Source organism: Ornithinibacillus gellani (assembly GCF_003730295.1).
Classification (GTDB): domain Bacteria; phylum Bacillota; class Bacilli; order Bacillales; family Amphibacillaceae; genus Ornithinibacillus_A; species Ornithinibacillus_A gellani.
Genome location: NZ_QTSZ01000017.1, coordinates 176,066 through 193,027 on the forward strand (window position 1 = coordinate 176,066; position 16,962 = coordinate 193,027).

The window sequence follows — 16,962 nt, forward strand, 5'->3', positions numbered from 1 at the left end:
GTAACTTAAATTTTATCAAAGGGTGTCCTTTTTGAAAATAATAAAAAGCCGTTAGCCTACACTTTTTGTGTAAGCCGACGGCTTTGTTTTTATTTAGAGGGTTTTGTCCCACCCTCTTTTTCATTTCATTTATTCAAACTGATTCAAAAGCTCCTCTGTACCATTCATAAGTGTTTCATAAACTGTTTCTGAGATTTGTTTCTCTTTATATTGGTATTCCAGTAAGTCCTTCAATCCGCGCAGGTGTTTAACGGTTTTATCGTCATTCCCTATTTTTTCAAATTGTGCGACAGCCTGTAGATGAACCTTTAGATTGTGTAGGGCTGCATCATGGTTAAACGCGCCTTCTTCTTCCAATTGTGCTACCAGCTCCATTAAACCATTTACATCAACAATCGTTTCATTGATTTTTTCTAAGCCATCTATTGCTGCCTGTAAATCAGAAATTGCTTTTTCCAGTGCTTCTTCACTATGAATCTCCTTTAATACCGTTTCAGCTTCCGTTATTGCTGTTTGTAATGCTTCAAAGGATGCTTCCGTATATTGATTGTTTGCATTTGAAATCGCTTTGGCTTCTGCTATTAATTCTTCGAGCGCAGTAATGTCTAAGATTACAAAGGTCTTCTTTATAGTACCTTCATATTGAACAATACCCTGAATGGTAATGATTGCTTCGCCTGGTTCCGTGTTATCTTCATAAGTGACGCGATAGTCTATTCCCTGTTCAAGTTCCTCAGAATCCAATGTTACCGTTGGTTGAGGGGTCTTGGCTTTTCCATCATAGGGATATACCTCTTCTTCTAGGGTGACAGTTGCATCTGCCAATGATTCTTTAGCAGCGGGGGCTTGACGAAGCCTTATTTCATTTGCTGTCATAAACTTATTAGCCTGATCTCCATACGTTGACAAGGCTGTTAAGCGCACAAATTTAGCCTCTTTTGGTTCATCGAACGTCGCGATGGACCAAGTGTCCCTTTTATTCGGCCAATTGCCAACTGATACTTCTTCCCAGGTCTTATTATCCAAAGAAACTTCTACTTTGTATTCATTCACAATACCATTACTACTTCCACCACGAGACAAATAACGGAGTGCATCAATTTCTGTTGCCTCTTCCAATTCTATAGTAATCCAGAAATTAGAAGGATCTGTTCCTCCCCAAGGCGTATGGAAAATAGTATTTGGATTATTATCCACTGCAAAATTAGGATCTCCTTCTGTTTCATGATTTTGATGGTAGTCTCCGGCAGTTGCTGTCGTTTTTTCATACGGGTAATCTCGTAAATCACTATCTGCTGGTAAATCTTTATCCGGTGCTGGCTGATCGAGATGAATCGTATACGTTTCTCTAGCTGAGTGGTCCTCTGATTCTGTAATGATTCGAATGACATTTTCAACTGGTTCAAGAACGGTGACAGCGACATTCTTACTACTCTCTGTTTCCACTACTGCTTTCTGGTATTCTGTCTTAATCACTTTACTTTTTAATTCTGAAGGAGAAACATGCTTCCCATTTAGCAAAATATGATCCAATTCTGCTTCGCTATTTTCGATTAATGCGCTATGTTCCTCTCTTAATTCCACCTCTGACAGTCCGACTGCATAATGCTTACCTGCACTACTGATTCCTGGATCACTTGTTAAGACAATCTTAAATGCAACTGCAGGGACTCCGTCAAAGCGATAGTTCACTTTTGTAATATTTGGAGTGCCTTCAGATGTTTCTCCTTGGGTTACATCTACATCGTCTAATTTGGTCCATTTTGCGTTTTCTGTTCCTTCGTTAGACCAATAGAGTTCGACATTTTCAGGCAGTTTTGCAGCCCAATTATCTTGATAGAAGTATAAATCTGCAGACCCTAAAAACTGTGCTGTTGCATAGGTGAAAGTAATTTCAGCTTGATTATTTCCTGTTTGGGCCATATCATAATTCGTCCAGATAGACGGGTTTGGTCCTTCCTGAACCGTTTTAAATCCTGTATCGCCATCAACGATTGCTGCTAAATTATCAGATTGCAATTCTTCTGGTATATCCTGTGTTATTGTCAGGTGATTACCTGCAATATTATCACCTAGAGTATATTTTTTATCAGCCACACGAACAGATGCGGTAACTGGAATATCTTCCCCAAATACAGTTGATGTTCCTGCTACTTTTACAATTCCCGGTTCCTGATAGTTCTTATCATCTTGCGCTTCCCATTCCACAGGAAATTCAGTTTCTAAAACATCACCATTCTCTAAAACAAGTGGTCTGCTAGATGGTAATTTAACCGTATCTGTTCCCGTTTCAACAACTTGTGAATAATTTAGAAGTCCACCAACCGATTGTAGTACAGTAACATTCGCAAATACGAGAAGGTCATGCTTTTTTAAATCTCCTGCCACATTGACAGTCCCAGGAGTATTAAACATGTCTTCTTCTATATCCCATGTAATTTCGCTCGTTTCTGTCGTGCCATCACTGAAGCGCAGCTCTGTCTCCGTTACAAGTTTTGGTTGGTATCCTAATTTTACATAGTAATTTTTTGGCATTGTATACCCTACAACATATTTTTCTGTCGGCATTTCAGAATCTTGGGTCGTTTGAATAGTAATACTCTGACCCTCTATTCCTTCACCTTGTACATGAAGGGTCATTTCTCCTGCATCTGTTGTAGATTTTACAATTGCTACAAGCTTTCCATTAAATAATTGACGTTTTCCACTGTCATATGGTTCATGATCGACTTGATCTCCGTTGTCAAGGGCCATAAGTTCCCCATCACCACTTACACTGGCTTCAACCAAATTCGCAGCATCTTCAACGATATTTCCATGTTGATCAACTGCTTCAATAGTAATATAGGATAAATCACGACCATCGGCTACAATCGATTCTCTGTCCGCTTTTAGTGTTAATTCAGATGTTTCCTCAAATGTAGTAACACTGCTCCGTCCTTCTGTGTCAGTTATTTCAACCCCATTTTCATCATAAGCCTTGGCATGGACGGTTCCATCCTCATATGGAACATTCCACGTTAAATATAGATTTCTAAAATCTTTATCCTTCTTATCCTCACCCTCATAAATCTGGTACTTGTGTCCTGCATCTGTTGTATAAGATGTAAATGTTTTCTTACCTAGCGATTTTTCCTCCCCTTTTTGATTCGTAAAGAATAATTCAACGCTAGGAGCATTACTATAAACATCCACACGTACATTGCCTTGTTCATCGATTTCAACCATATCCTCTTTCCATGCTGGGAGAACATGAAGCGTATCTACTTCCTCATTCCATTGGGATTGATAGAAATAGAATCGATCCTTAGGCAATCCTGCCGTGTCGACAATACCAAAATAACTAGACTTAGGTGATGGCCATGCACCGGTTGGACCCGAACCTACATTATTCCATGGAGTTGGCTCGCCAAGATAATCAAAACCAGTCCAAACAAATTCACCGGCCATAAAATCACGGGTTATGATTGTATGCCATGATTCTGCTGAAAGATGTCCCCATCCAACAACAGATTCATCATATGATGTTAAATGTCTATCATAATTGGAAGGTTTATAAACTCCACGACTGTTAATGGATGATGCTGTCTCTGATCCATACATTTTCCAGTCAGGATAATTTTTATGGAAGTTGTCTAATATATTTCCATTCGCATAGTTAAAGCCAACTGTACCATCCAGCTCTGTTAATGTATTGCCAAATTTGATCGCTTCTCCCCAGCTTGCTTGCAGCTTATTATCACCTATCGTAGCTGGACGAGTTTGATCTACTTCGCCAACCCAAGTTGCCAATTGCTTCAAAGTATCTGGATATTCATCATATGGACCACTATTCCCTTCCATCACTTCATTACCTGTAGACCAGCTAATGATTGACGGGGCATTGATGCCGCGACGTACCATTGTTTTAATATCCAATTCTGCCCATGTCATTTCCGGTGTTGCACCTATTAGCGGGTTATCACCGACTGACTTGTTAAACCATACCGCATAGTCATTTTCATTTCCATTTTTGCTATCCAGCCACATGTCAAATGCTTCGTCGATAATGAGCATGCCTTTTCTATTGGCAATTTCAATTAATTCATCGGCAGCTGGATTATGTGTAACACGAATCGCATTTACTCCCATCTCTGCTAAAATTTCGACTTGACGCTCCATTGCACGATGGTGCGCGGCTGCACCTAAGGCTCCTTGATCCGAGTGCATACTCACCCCTTTTAATTTAATCGCTTCTCCATTTAAATAAAATCCGGTATCCGCTTTAAATTCAAAGGTTCTAAAGCCATAATCGGTTACATATTCATCAACCACTTGATCATCGACTAAAACCTCTGTAACAATTTCATATAAATAAGGATTGGAAACAGACCACAATGTTGGATCATTTATCTTCAAAGGGACATTTGATGATACGGATCCATTGGCTTTTATTTGTAAAACATCACTTTTTCCACTAACAATTCTTTCTTCTGAGCCCTTTTGGCGGATACTTTGTTTCACAACTGCCTGCACAGCTTCAGATGACTGGTTCATAATTTCGGCATTCACTTCCATATCCACATCTTTACCAGCCTGTTCTTCTAGGTTTGGTGTTAATACTTGAACACCATAATGATCCACATGAACAGCATCTGTTATAGTAAGATGGACGTCACGATATATACCACTACCTGAATACCAACGACTGGATGGAAATTTGTGATTCACTCGGACTGCAAGAACATTTTCTCCATCATGATTCAAATAATCTGTTAAATCGTATGCAAATGGCGTATAACCATTTGGATGATCTCCCAACTTATGGCCATTAATGTATACACTAGCATTCATATATACGCCGCCGAACTCCACAATAACACGCTTATTTTTATCAACATGATCAAGTGTAAACGACTTACGATACCAGCCAATACCACCGAGCTTGTATCCACTTTCTGCCTCACCTGCCTGGCTATATGGCAGACTTAAACTATAATCATGTGGAAGTTGAATATGATTCCAATTTGAATCATCAAAGGAATTCACTTGAGCATTACTTTGTTCCCCATAATGAAATTTCCAATTATCATTAAACAATTGGCTTCGATTTTCATCACTTACACTTGTATGGTGAATAAACGTTTCTGGTGCACTAATGGAATAGTCCTCCTCTGCTGCCCTAACCACATAGTGATTTGAAAATGTAGACGCTACCAGCATCGTAGATAATAATGCAACTGCTGCTTTCTTAACATTCTTCGACATGTTTTACCTCCTGTGAATTTTCGTAGTAACTTTCTTTTTGTCACCCTTTTCCAAAAATTTTTAATGTCTGTGTGTATGGTGCACGATTCTATGATGTATACATTAAAATTACTTATTTAAAAGCGCTTTCACAATATGGATATTGTTCTTTATTTTATGTTTATTGCTCACTATCACCCTGTGCATCCCAATGCGGGACGTAAGTATTAGTCCATTGGATGCCTTTACTAGTTTTCAGATGAATTTTTCTTCATTTTTCAGGAATCATAAGCATCTATTTAGTAGTAACAAACTTGATGTCGGTGCTACGATAAAAAATAATAAACAAAGCATTATTTTTCCATCAAAAATAGCCATTAAATATTCCATTTAAATGTACTTGGAATTTTAATGGCTACCACTTTACAGGATATTATTTTAAATACTGTTCTTTTACAATGCGTCTCTCCATGCTATCAGTTCTTCTTTTTCTGTTGCTGTCAGTTTTTCATCTTCTAGAAGTGCTTCAAGAAGGATGTCAAAGCCTGTGATTGTATTTAAGGAAATACCTGCAGCTTCAAATGATTCCTTCGATTTTTTTAAACCGTATGTAAAAATGGCTAGAACACCAGTTACATTTGCTCCTTCTTGTTGTAGTGCATGTGCGCTTTCAAGGGAAGAGCCGCCTGTTGAAATCAAGTCTTCAATCACAATCACACGTTGTCCTGGCTTTACTTCCCCCTCAATTTGGTTGCCCTTGCCATGCCCCTTCGGCTTCGAACGAACGTACACCATTGGCAAGTCCAAGCGTTCTGCGAGCCAAGATGCATGTGGAATCCCTGCAGTGGCACAGCCAGCAATGACATCTGGTTTCGCGCCTTGTGCCTCCATGATATGTACAAATGCATCTGTAATTTTGCGGCGAATTGCCGGATACGACATGGTCAATCGATTATCACAATAGATGGGAGATTGAATACCTGATGTCCATGTGAAGTATTCTTTTGCATTAATTTGTACTGCTTGAATATGTAATAAATCCCGAGCTACATCTTTACTCCATTCCATTATTGCTCCACTCCTTCATTGCTTGTTCATATGCTTTCTTCGGATTAGCTGCCTTCGTAATACTTCTGCCGATCACAAGTATGTCTGCTCCGTTATCCCTTGCAAATCCCGGGGTAGCTACACGTTTTTGGTCATCATGTCCGGATTCCTTTAAACGAATGCCTGGTGTAACGGTTAGAAAATCCGTTCCGCATGCGACCTTTATTTCCGTTGCCTCATGTACAGAGCAAACGACACCATCTGCACCATGTTGGTTCGCCAGCTTAGCTAAATGAACCGCATTGCTCGTAATATCGCCTGGAATTCGTAAAGCTTCATTCAATACGGTCTGATCCATCGATGTTAAAATGGTTACTGCAATTAATTTCGTATGACCACTAGGATCACCTGCTAACAGGCCTTCCTTTGCACGTGCTATCATGTCACCGCCGCCAAGGGCATGAACATTAACGATATCAACACCCAATGCCGCGATATTTCGCATGGCACGCATCACTGTTGTTGGAATATCATGTAATTTCAAATCTAAGAAAATGTTATGTCCACGTTGTTTTAATGTTTCAATGAGCTGTGGGCCTTCTCGATAAAATAATTCCATACCTACTTTGACCGGTACCCCATATAGTTCATGCTGATCTAAAAATTGTTCTGCCATTTTCCATTCAGGAAAATCCAGTGCAACATAAATGTCCTTATTCATAAACAGACACCCCTTTTCCAATTGCATCCTGAACAGATGAAAAACCATATTGTGCTAACACATTAGGTAGGGCTTCGATAATCTCTGGGCAAACAAATGGGTTTTGAAAGTTTGCTGTCCCGACCGCAACAGCACTTGCTCCAGCAAGCAAAAATTCCAGCACATCCTCTGCATTACAGATCCCACCCATTCCAATGATTGGGATGGATACATGTTGACTTACCTCATAAATCATTCGAATCGCAACTGGTTTAATAGCCGCCCCAGATAATCCACCTGTACGATTCGCTAATAGTGGCTTTCTGGAAGGTAGATGGATTTGCATACCAGTTAGTGTGTTAATCATGGTCAGACCGTCTGCACCTGCTTTTTCCACAGCCTTAGCCATCGCAACAATATCAGATACATTTGGTGAAAGCTTTACATATACAGGATGATTGGAGGCTGCCTTCACTCTTGCAGTAACTTCTGCCGCCATATCAGGGTCTGTACCGAATTGAATACCACCCTCTTTTACGTTTGGACAGGAGATATTTAATTCCAGCGCATGCACATCTGAAGTTTGATTAAATGCAGCAGCAACTGTTTCATATTCTTCAATGGTACTTCCAGCAATATTTGCGATAATGCAAGTATCATATTTAGCTAAGAAAGGAACTTCTTCCGCAATAATTTTATCAACACCCGGATTCTGTAACCCGATTGCATTTAACATGCCTGAAGCTGTTTCGGCAACTCGTGGGGTTGGGTTTCCAAAGCGCTCCGTCCCAGTTGCAGCCTTCATCATGATTGCACCGAGCTGATCCAAATGATAAAACGCACTATATTCGCGGCCAAATCCAAAGCAGCCTGATGCAGGCATAATTGGATTTTTTAAATGTAAACCTGGTAGGTCTATCGATAAATCGATACTCATAGCGCAACCTCCTCTGCATGGAAAACGGGACCATCCTTGCAAATTTTCTTATAACCATTTCCATCATTAACTGGAATAACACAAGCAAAACATGCACCGACACCACAGCCCATTCTTTCTTCCAAGGAAATATAACCATCCTTCCCCTTGAGTTTCGTCGTAATGGCTTGTAGCATCGGAACAGGGCCACATGTATAATACCGATCAAAATCTAAATCATCCAACACATCTGTTACAAAGCCCTTTTCACCGTACGACCCATCGTTTGTAACAATAATGGTTTGGCCAAGTGCCTTAAATTTCCCCTCATAAAAGACGTAATCTCCAGTTTGAAAACCGAGTACTGAAATAATATTTATTCCTTTAGCAGCCAGTGCCTTACCTAAATTATAAAGTGGAGGGACACCGATTCCTCCACCAACCAGCAGGATAGTAGCTCCTGAATGATTTTCAAGCTGAAAACCATTACCACTTGGACCAAGTGCATCCACATATTCACCAACCTGATAAGCGGCGAGCCTCTTCGTCCCAGAGCCGATTATCTTAAATAAAATGGTAATTGTTTGCTGCTCACGATTGATATCAGCAATAGATATGGGGCGGCGTAATGTGTGACCGTCAACTGTTAGATGGACAAATTGGCCAGGAGTTGCATGTTTACTTATATAGTCATTTTCCAATACCATTTCCACCGTGTCTTTTGCAATTTGGCAAGATGAAACAATACGCAGCTTCTCTTTATTTATCATATACAACAACCTCTTTATCCCATATTATTTTTCTTATCACAGTAACTAGTCCTACATACACACGCAATGATGAATAATTTACCAGAAAACAACAGCTCTCCCTTAGGAACGAGCTGTTGTCGTTGCGTGCACGCCATCTTCATATACAGTTTCACCGGCAACCATCGTGCGTACTGGCCATCCAGAAACCTTCCAATTGTGAAAAGGGGTATTCTTTCCTTTTGAGAAAAATGTATCCTTATCAATGGTTGTTTCCTTATCTAAATCAATAAGCGTTAAGTCTGCTGGTGCGCCTTCTTCCAATGTACCATAAGGTAATTGAAACACCTCGGCTGGTTTGATGGTGAACCAGTCTACTAACTGCTGCAATGTAAATTTGCCTGTCTTGACAAAATGGGTGTATAGCAAAGGAAATGCTGTTTCTAAACCAACTATTCCAAATGGCGCCTTCAAAAATCCAGCAGCTTTTTCATCTTCCGCATGTGGTGCGTGATCCGTAGCAATAAAATCAATGGTCCCATCAAGTAACCCTTCTATTAATGCTTCCTGATCTTCTTTACTTCTTAATGGCGGATTCATCTTATAATTTGCATCATCTTCTTTAATATCATGCTCATTCATGAGTAAATGATGTGGTGTTACTTCAGCTGTCACATGTATACCAGCTTTTTTAGCATCACGAATCACACGGACGGATTCCTTTGTACTAACATGGCACACATGGTAATGACAGCCAGCTGCTTCCGCAAGTAATACATCACGAGCTATCTGAACAGACTCTGTAATGGAATGGATGCCTGGTAATTGCAGGCGCTCACTCACTTCACCCTCATGAAGGACACCACCGTAAAGGACACTATTATCCTCACAATGCGCAACTACCGCTTTTCCGCTTGCAGCTGCTTGTTGCATCGCACGGTACATGACGTCAGCAGTTTGGATTCCTACGCCGTCATCCGTAAAAGCAAAAATATTTGCCGCGGCTAATTTAGGAATATCAACCAAATCAGTTCCTGCCAACCCTTTTGTAATCGCTGCATAGGGAAGCACACGTACTTTTGCATCAGATGAAATTTTTTCCCATAAAGCTTCCACTGTTTCTAGTGAATCGGGTACTGGATTAGTGTTGGGCATAGATGCTACAGTCGTATAACCGCCTCTTGCTGCTGCCATGGTTCCTGTTGCGATGGTCTCTTTATGCTCTCCGCCCGGTTCACGTAAATGAATATGCACATCAATGAATCCAGGTGATAACAGCTTTCCTTTACCATCGATTACTTCGGTTGTTGAATCAGCATCTATTTGTGAATCAATCTCCACTATCTTACCATTTTCAATAAGGACATCTTTAGCCACTAATTCGTTTGAATGAAATTGTGTCACGTTTTTTAACAGCGTCTTCATGAATAATCCCCCAGTCATGCAATAATTTCGTCATAATGGCCATCCGTACATATACGCCATTTTCCATTTGTTTAAAAATCCGAGATCGTTCACATTCTACCAAATCTGTATCAATTTCCACACCACGATTAATTGGTGCAGGATGCATAATAATCGCATTTGGTTTCATGTTTGCTTCTCTTTCTTTTGTTAAGCCGTATTCCTCTAGATAATGATTCATCACTTTCACACCATCATGACGTTCATGCTGGATTCTTAGAAGCATGACAACATCACACATTTCAGTCGCTTCATCTATCGTAATGTAAGGAAATTCTAAAGTGTGATCCTGAAAATCTGGTGCTGCACAGAAGAAAACATTGGCACCTAATCGTTTCAAAGCATGGGCATTTGATTTGGCCACGCGGCTGTGTAAAATATCACCAGCAATTGCAACATTTAGCCCCTCTATTTTGCCAAATTCCTGATAGATAGTTAGCAAATCAAGCATGCATTGTGTAGGATGCTCTGCTTTCCCTGCACCACCATTTATAATAGGAATGTTGATGTTTGCATTGATTTCTTCATACCATGTATCAGATTCATGGCGAACAACTAGCAAGTTTGCACCAATTGCTTCAAATGTTCTTGCCGTATCATACAGTGATTCTCCCTTTAATACGCTTGAAGAATTGCTATGAAAATCAAGTGTTTCCATCCCTAGCTTTTTCTGGGCAACAACAAAGCTCATCTTTGTTCGTGTGCTCGGTTCAAAAAATAAATTTCCGGCAAAAATTTGTTGTTGAATTGGCGTATGACCAAGACGAAAATCCTCTGCGGACTCCAAAATACCATACATATCTTCCACAGTTAGTTGATCTAAAGAAATAAAATGTCTCATTGGTTTTGCCTCCCATATTTGTAAAAAGTTTGGGTCGTTTTCGCCAAGAAAAAAGCTCCTTGCGCAACGTCGCAAAGAGCTTTGCATGCCAGAAACAGGCACACGTATCTTAAACGACCTTGAAAATCTCTCTGGATTTCTTTAAAGGTCTTTCTTTTCCATTATTCAGTTCCCTGCTTGACTAATTTTAAAACAATTGCTTTATCTTTCGTAGTTATGCCTCAACAAGTTAACTTACCTATCAGCCATTACTGCTCTTCGATTTTTTCATAAATACTTACAAGGTCTTCCTGATCACTTTCCGCTAGTTGAACGACGATAATTTCTCTGTCAGAGGTTGGGATATTTTTCCCAACATAATCTGCTCGAATCGGCAACTCGCGATGACCGCGATCAACCAATACAGCCAGTTGAATTTGTGATGGTCTTCCTATATCCATCACCGCATCCATTGCTGCTCTTACAGTTCTTCCAGTGTACAGTACATCATCAATTAAAATGACCTTTTTACCTGTTAAGTCGTCCTTGATATTCGTTTCTTTCAGCTCAGGCTCCTCTGCAGCAACTGCTTTCTGCAAATCATCTCGATACAAGGTGATATCTAACTCACCTATTGGTACATGGAGATCTTCTATCTGACGGATCTTTTGTTGAAGCCGCTTGGCAAGTGGTACACCTCGCGTCTTAATACCAACAAGTAGTAAATTTTCTCCGCCTTTATTGCGTTCTAGAATTTCATGTGCAATTCTCGTCAGCGCCCTTTGGATTGCCGGCTGATCCAAAATATCAGTTTTCCTTTTCACGGTGTCACTCCTATTGGTAAATGGACCACTTGTCACACAAGGTGACATTACCTTTGTTATAGGTTGGATAATATATCCTTCCCTACAAAAAAATCCCATTTCTCCATGAGGAAAAAGGGATTAATATGTGCAGACACACATGATTATACGCCTCCTTCATAGCCTCACGGGACTAGATTAAAGGTTCATTTTGTACTTCATTTATTATTTCAAAGTATCATCTGAAAGTCAAGCCATTTTCTTGATATTTTCCAAGGCTTCTTGAAACACTTTTGGAGGATCTGCTTCAAAGAGCAGCCATTCTCCAGAGATTGGGTGATGAAACCCGAGCACCCTTGCATGCAACGCCTGACCTTGTACATCCAATGTCTTTCTTGGACCATATTTCGGATCACCGACTAAGGGATGACCAATATATCGCATATGCACGCGGATTTGATGAGTTCTACCAGTTTCCAGTTGACAAGTTACATGTGTATAATCCGCAAAATGTGTCAGTACTTGGAAATGTGTGATGGCCTGTTTTCCGTTATCGACAACAGCCATACGCTGGCGATTATTTGGATCTCTACCAATCGGTGCATCAATCATACCTTTTTCATGCTGTATCTCACCATGTACAATTGCTTCATAACGGCGTTCCACATCTTTAGCAGCAAGTTGTTTCGCCAGTTCCTGATGAGCTTGGTCGTTTTTGGCCACAACTAATAAACCACTTGTATCCTTGTCAATTCGGTGGACAATGCCCGGCCGCTCCACATCATTTATACCAGACAAGTCCTTACAGTGATATAATAACGCGTGTACAAGTGTCCCATGCTCATGACCTGCCGATGGGTGAACAACCATCCCTTTTGGTTTATTGACAACTACGATTGCCTCATCCTCATAAATAATGTCAAGCGCTATATTCTCCGGCTCCAAGGCAAGCTCTTTTATCTCAGGCTTTGTCCAGGTAAGGATATCGCCTTCCTTGCATTTATAATTGGATTTCACTGGCTTCCCGTTCACTTGGATCATACCGTCAGCAATCCAGCCTTGCATACGTGTTCTCGTTTCTTCCGGTAAAATCATCGTCATCATGCGATCAATTCGTAAATTTTCTTCAGCTTCTGTAATGAAATGGCGTCCATCCATATTAATTTTTTCCTTTCCTTGTCTCTTCCAATAGTGTTGCCAAAATAATAAAGCCTACACCAACAACCAATGCGGAATCTGCCACATTAAAAATTGGAAAGTCATATGTAAAAATAATGAAATCTAGAAAGTCAACAACCTCCTGGCGAAACAATCGATCAATAAAATTACCAATCGCACCACCTAATACAAAGCTAAGGCCCAATGCCAGCAGCATATTTCCTTTTGCATGCTTTTGCATATAATAAACAATTCCAATGACAACAATGACGGTAATGATATAAAACAATACCATTTGGTCCTGTAATATTCCCCATGCTGCACCTTTATTTCGATGAGAGGTAATATAGAAAAAATCTTCAATCACAGGAATTTGTTCAAACTGTTCCATGTTTTTGACGATAATCAGTTTCGTGAATTGATCTACAGCAATTACTACCGCAGCAATAATATAATAAAAATACATGCATTCATCCTCCAACTTTTCAAACTTGGCTTCCTTATGCATTTTACCATAAGCACGTATCAATTAGTGAGGATTCATAAGAAAATAATCCTCATCTATATATTATTATCGAGTCATACGATAAAGTGAAACTTCAATCAGGGGGAATTTTCGCACTTCACCACTGATTGTTAGTTGAACCAATCAGGCCTTTACTGGCTGTTGTTCCCCCACTTACAATGCTTGTTATCAAAAATATTCTTGATGTGGGGGGCTTACAGCCAGTTAATCTGTGATAAAGTGAAACTTCAATCAGTGGGGGTTTTCGCACTTCACCCACTGATTGTTAGTTGAACCAATCAGGCCTTTACTGGCTGTTGATCCACCACTTACCATGCTTGTTATCAGAAATATTCTTGATGTGGGGGGCTTACAGCCAGTTAATCTGTGATATAGTGAAACTTCAATCAGTGGGATTTTTCACTTCCTCCACTGATTGTTAGTTGAACCAATCAGGCCTTTACTGGCTGTTGTTCCCCCGCTTACAATGCTTGTTATCAAAAATATTCTTGATGTGGGGGGCTTACAGCCAGTTAATCTGTGATAAAAACATCCCGCAGTATGACCTGCGGGATGCATGATTTTTATTCATAATGTTTTTTTACTACATCTGCACAACGTGTACATAGCGTAGGATGTGCTTCATCTTCACCAACCGTTTTAGAAGCCATCCAGCAACGTTCACATTTCTCACCAGAATGTTTTTCAACAAGTACATCAACCAAGCGATAAGGTTTCGCTTCAGTTGCCTGATCTGTTACTACAGCCTCAGACACAATCAACAATTGATGAAGATCCGGAATAGCTTGAAGAACACGCGCTGTTTCATCATCCTTTGCTACAATCGTTAGTTTCGCTTCTAATGATTTACCGATGACTTTTTCATTACGAGCTTCCTCCAATGCCTTCAACACATCGTCACGAATATTCATAAAGTGATCCCAGGTCGTTTCCATATCCTTACCATCGATTATGTTACGCGGTTCTGGAATGTCTGTTAATTGTACACTTTCCTCTTCCACGCCAGGAATATACTCCCATACTTCTTCTGTTGTATGTGGAATAATAGGTGTCAACAACTTTACAAGTGTTGTGAGTATATCATAATATCCAGTTTGAATACTTCTGCGACGATGGTTATCTGCCGCCTCGATATAAAGCACATCTTTGGCAAAATCCAAATAGAATGAACTCAAATCATCGGCAATGAAATTATGAACCCGATGGAATACAGGTGAAAATTCAAAGCGATCATAGTGATCCCGAACATCTGCCACCAGCTTTTGCAGTCGGTGCAGCATATATCGATCTACTGATTCCAAATCCTTTTCTTGTACACGGTCCTTGGCAGGATCAAAGTCTGCCAAGTTTGCCAGTATGAATCGGAACGTGTTTCTAATTTTACGATAGGACTCAGATACTTGCTTCAAAATATCCTGTGAAATTCGAACGTCCGCCTGATAATCCACAGAGGATACCCATAAACGAAGGATATCTGCTCCCAGCTGCTTTTGAACCTTTGCGGGAACCATCACATTCCCCAAAGATTTACTCATTTTTCTACCTTGACCATCTAGTACAAATCCATGACTCACGACTGTTTTATATGGTGCCTTGCCAGTTACGGCTACAGAGGTAGACAAAGATGAGTTAAACCACCCGCGATATTGGTCGCTTCCTTCTAAATAAATGTCAGCAGGTCGGCGCAGTTCTTCACGTCCAACCAACACTCCCTCATGCGAGGAACCAGAATCAAACCAGACATCCATGATATCTGTTTCTTTTGTAAAGTGACCATTTGGGCTGTGCTCAGAAGTGAATCCTTCCGGCAATAGTTCTTTTGCTTCTTTTTCAAACCAAATATTAGAACCATGTTCGGCAAATAGTTTTGATACATGTTCAATTGTTTCATCTGTGATAATTGGTGTTTGATCTTCCCCATAAAATACAGGAATCGGTACACCCCATGTCCGTTGGCGTGAAATACACCAGTCTTCACGATCTTTCACCATATTATATAGCCTTGTTTCACCCCAGTTTGGATACCAATTCACCTGTTTGATTTCTTCCAAAATATCATCTCGGAAATCTTTAATCGATGCGAACCATTGAGCAGTCGCTCTAAATATTGTTGGTTTTTTCGTTCTCCAATCATGTGGGTAGGAGTGTGTAATAAATTTAAGTTTTAACAAAGCCCCAACTTCATCCAGCTTTTCCGTAATAGCTTTATTAGCTTCATCATAAAATACGCCTTCAAAGCCAGGTGCTTCATTCGTGAAAAATCCTTTCTCATCAACTGGGCATAGTGCATCAATACCGTAACCTTTGGCAACATAAAAGTCATCCTCACCATGTCCAGGAGCTGTATGAACACAACCAGTACCAGCATCTGTTGTAACATGTTCACCTAGCATAATAATGGAATCACGATCATAAAAAGGATGTTGCGTTACCACTTTATCTGCTTCATTGCCTTTAAAGGATTGGACAACTTCATAGGTTTCCCATTCCAATTCCTCGGCAACAGCTTCGACCAGCTCGCTTGCAATTACAAAACGATCTTCACCAACTTCAACAACATGATATTCAATATTCGGATGTAAACTAATCCCCAAGTTGGCTGGAATCGTCCACGGTGTTGTTGTCCAGATAATAAATTTATCTCCAGCTTCAAGCAAACCTTTACCATCTGTAACTTCAAATGCTACATAAATGGATGGTGACCGTTTGTCATGATATTCAATTTCGGCCTCTGCCAAAGCGGATTCCGAAGATGGTGACCAATATACCGGGCGCAGGCCTTTGTAAATATAGCCTTTTTTAGCCATTTCACCAAATACTTTAATTTGGGCCGCTTCATAATCTTTTGTTAATGTAATATATGGATGATCCCAATCCCCATTGACGCCAATTGTTTTAAATTGTGTACGTTGACTATCCACCTGTTTAAGCGCATAGTCTGCACATAATTCTCTAAATTCAGCGACAGAGATTTTTTTACGGTCTACCTTTTTATTTTTTGTCAATGCTGTCTCAATCGGTAAACCATGGGTATCCCACCCTGGAACATAAGGTGCAAAATAACCAGTCATAGATTTATAGCGGATAATAAAGTCTTTTAAAATTTTATTTAAAGCATGTCCAATATGAAGATCACCGTTAGCATACGGTGGTCCATCATGTAAGATAAAGGATGGTCTTCCTTTTGTTCTTTCCAAACCTTTTTCATATATATGATCTTCTTCCCATTTCTGTTGTCGCAATGGTTCCTTATTCGGTAAATTTCCTCTCATTGGAAATTCTGTTTTTGGCATTAACAGTGTTTCTTTATAATCCATTACCAGTTTCCTCCTTCAATCTAATCATGTGTATACTTCTGTTGTCGTACAAAATAAAAAGCCTTCTAATCCCCAAAAAGGGACGAGAAGACTCGCGGTACCACCCTTATAAATTTAATCTACATTAAATTCACTCGATATTCGTAACGTGAATGACCCGTCCAATTCTACTATCATTCGAATGGCTGCTCCGGAGTGATATTCTAAAAGCGTTCCTGTGCCAGGCTCCCACCATA

11 protein-coding genes and 1 other annotated feature (1 of these 12 running past the window's edge) are annotated in these 16,962 nt (G+C 40.1%); all 11 genes read right to left on the bottom strand.

Going from position 1 to position 16,962, the window contains the following annotated elements; genetic code table 11:
• Window positions 1–129 precede the first annotated feature (129 nt).
• A complete protein-coding gene (locus DX933_RS05005) occupies window positions 130–5,247 on the bottom strand; it encodes a discoidin domain-containing protein (RefSeq protein WP_123315383.1) in 5,118 nt (1,705 codons plus the stop codon).
• A 432-nt stretch (window positions 5,248–5,679) separates the two neighbouring features.
• Entirely contained in the window at window positions 5,680–6,294 is a 615-nt protein-coding gene (gene pyrE, locus DX933_RS05010) for an orotate phosphoribosyltransferase (RefSeq protein WP_123315384.1), read from the bottom strand.
• Entirely contained in the window at window positions 6,281–6,994 is a 714-nt protein-coding gene (pyrF, locus tag DX933_RS05015) for an orotidine-5'-phosphate decarboxylase (protein ID WP_123315385.1), read from the bottom strand. Before pyrF ends, pyrE begins: the two co-directional genes overlap by 14 nt.
• Complete coding sequence (locus tag DX933_RS05020; RefSeq protein WP_123315621.1) at window positions 6,987–7,904, bottom strand: dihydroorotate dehydrogenase; 918 nt, start codon at window positions 7,902–7,904, stop codon at window positions 6,987–6,989. The genes pyrF and DX933_RS05020 overlap by 8 nt, the downstream gene beginning before the upstream one ends.
• Before the next feature lie 2 nt (window positions 7,905–7,906).
• Window positions 7,907–8,656: a dihydroorotate dehydrogenase electron transfer subunit gene (locus DX933_RS05025; protein ID WP_317843084.1), complete on the bottom strand. Its 750-nt coding sequence runs from the start codon at window positions 8,654–8,656 to the stop codon at window positions 7,907–7,909.
• 105 nt (window positions 8,657–8,761) lie between these two features.
• A complete protein-coding gene (locus DX933_RS05030; protein ID WP_123315387.1) occupies window positions 8,762–10,063 on the bottom strand; it encodes a dihydroorotase in 1,302 nt (433 codons plus the stop codon).
• Window positions 10,008–10,943, bottom strand: coding sequence for an aspartate carbamoyltransferase catalytic subunit (locus tag DX933_RS05035; protein ID WP_123315388.1), 936 nt, complete (start codon window positions 10,941–10,943; stop codon window positions 10,008–10,010). The genes DX933_RS05030 and DX933_RS05035 overlap by 56 nt, the downstream gene beginning before the upstream one ends.
• Before the next feature lie 248 nt (window positions 10,944–11,191).
• Window positions 11,192–11,746, bottom strand: coding sequence for a bifunctional pyr operon transcriptional regulator/uracil phosphoribosyltransferase PyrR (gene pyrR / locus DX933_RS05040; RefSeq protein WP_123315389.1), 555 nt, complete (start codon window positions 11,744–11,746; stop codon window positions 11,192–11,194).
• A 228-nt stretch (window positions 11,747–11,974) separates the two neighbouring features.
• Window positions 11,975–12,883, bottom strand: coding sequence for an RluA family pseudouridine synthase (locus DX933_RS05045; protein WP_123315390.1), 909 nt, complete (start codon window positions 12,881–12,883; stop codon window positions 11,975–11,977).
• 1 nt (window position 12,884) lies between these two features.
• Window positions 12,885–13,349: a signal peptidase II gene (gene lspA, locus DX933_RS05050; protein WP_123315391.1), complete on the bottom strand. Its 465-nt coding sequence runs from the start codon at window positions 13,347–13,349 to the stop codon at window positions 12,885–12,887.
• Window positions 13,350–13,972: 623 nt separating this feature from the next.
• Complete coding sequence (ileS, locus tag DX933_RS05055) at window positions 13,973–16,726, bottom strand: isoleucine--tRNA ligase (RefSeq protein WP_123315392.1); 2,754 nt, start codon at window positions 16,724–16,726, stop codon at window positions 13,973–13,975.
• A gap of 75 nt (window positions 16,727–16,801) precedes the next feature.
• Window positions 16,802–16,962 (bottom strand) — a binding site (T-box leader) (it continues 56 nt past the right edge of the window).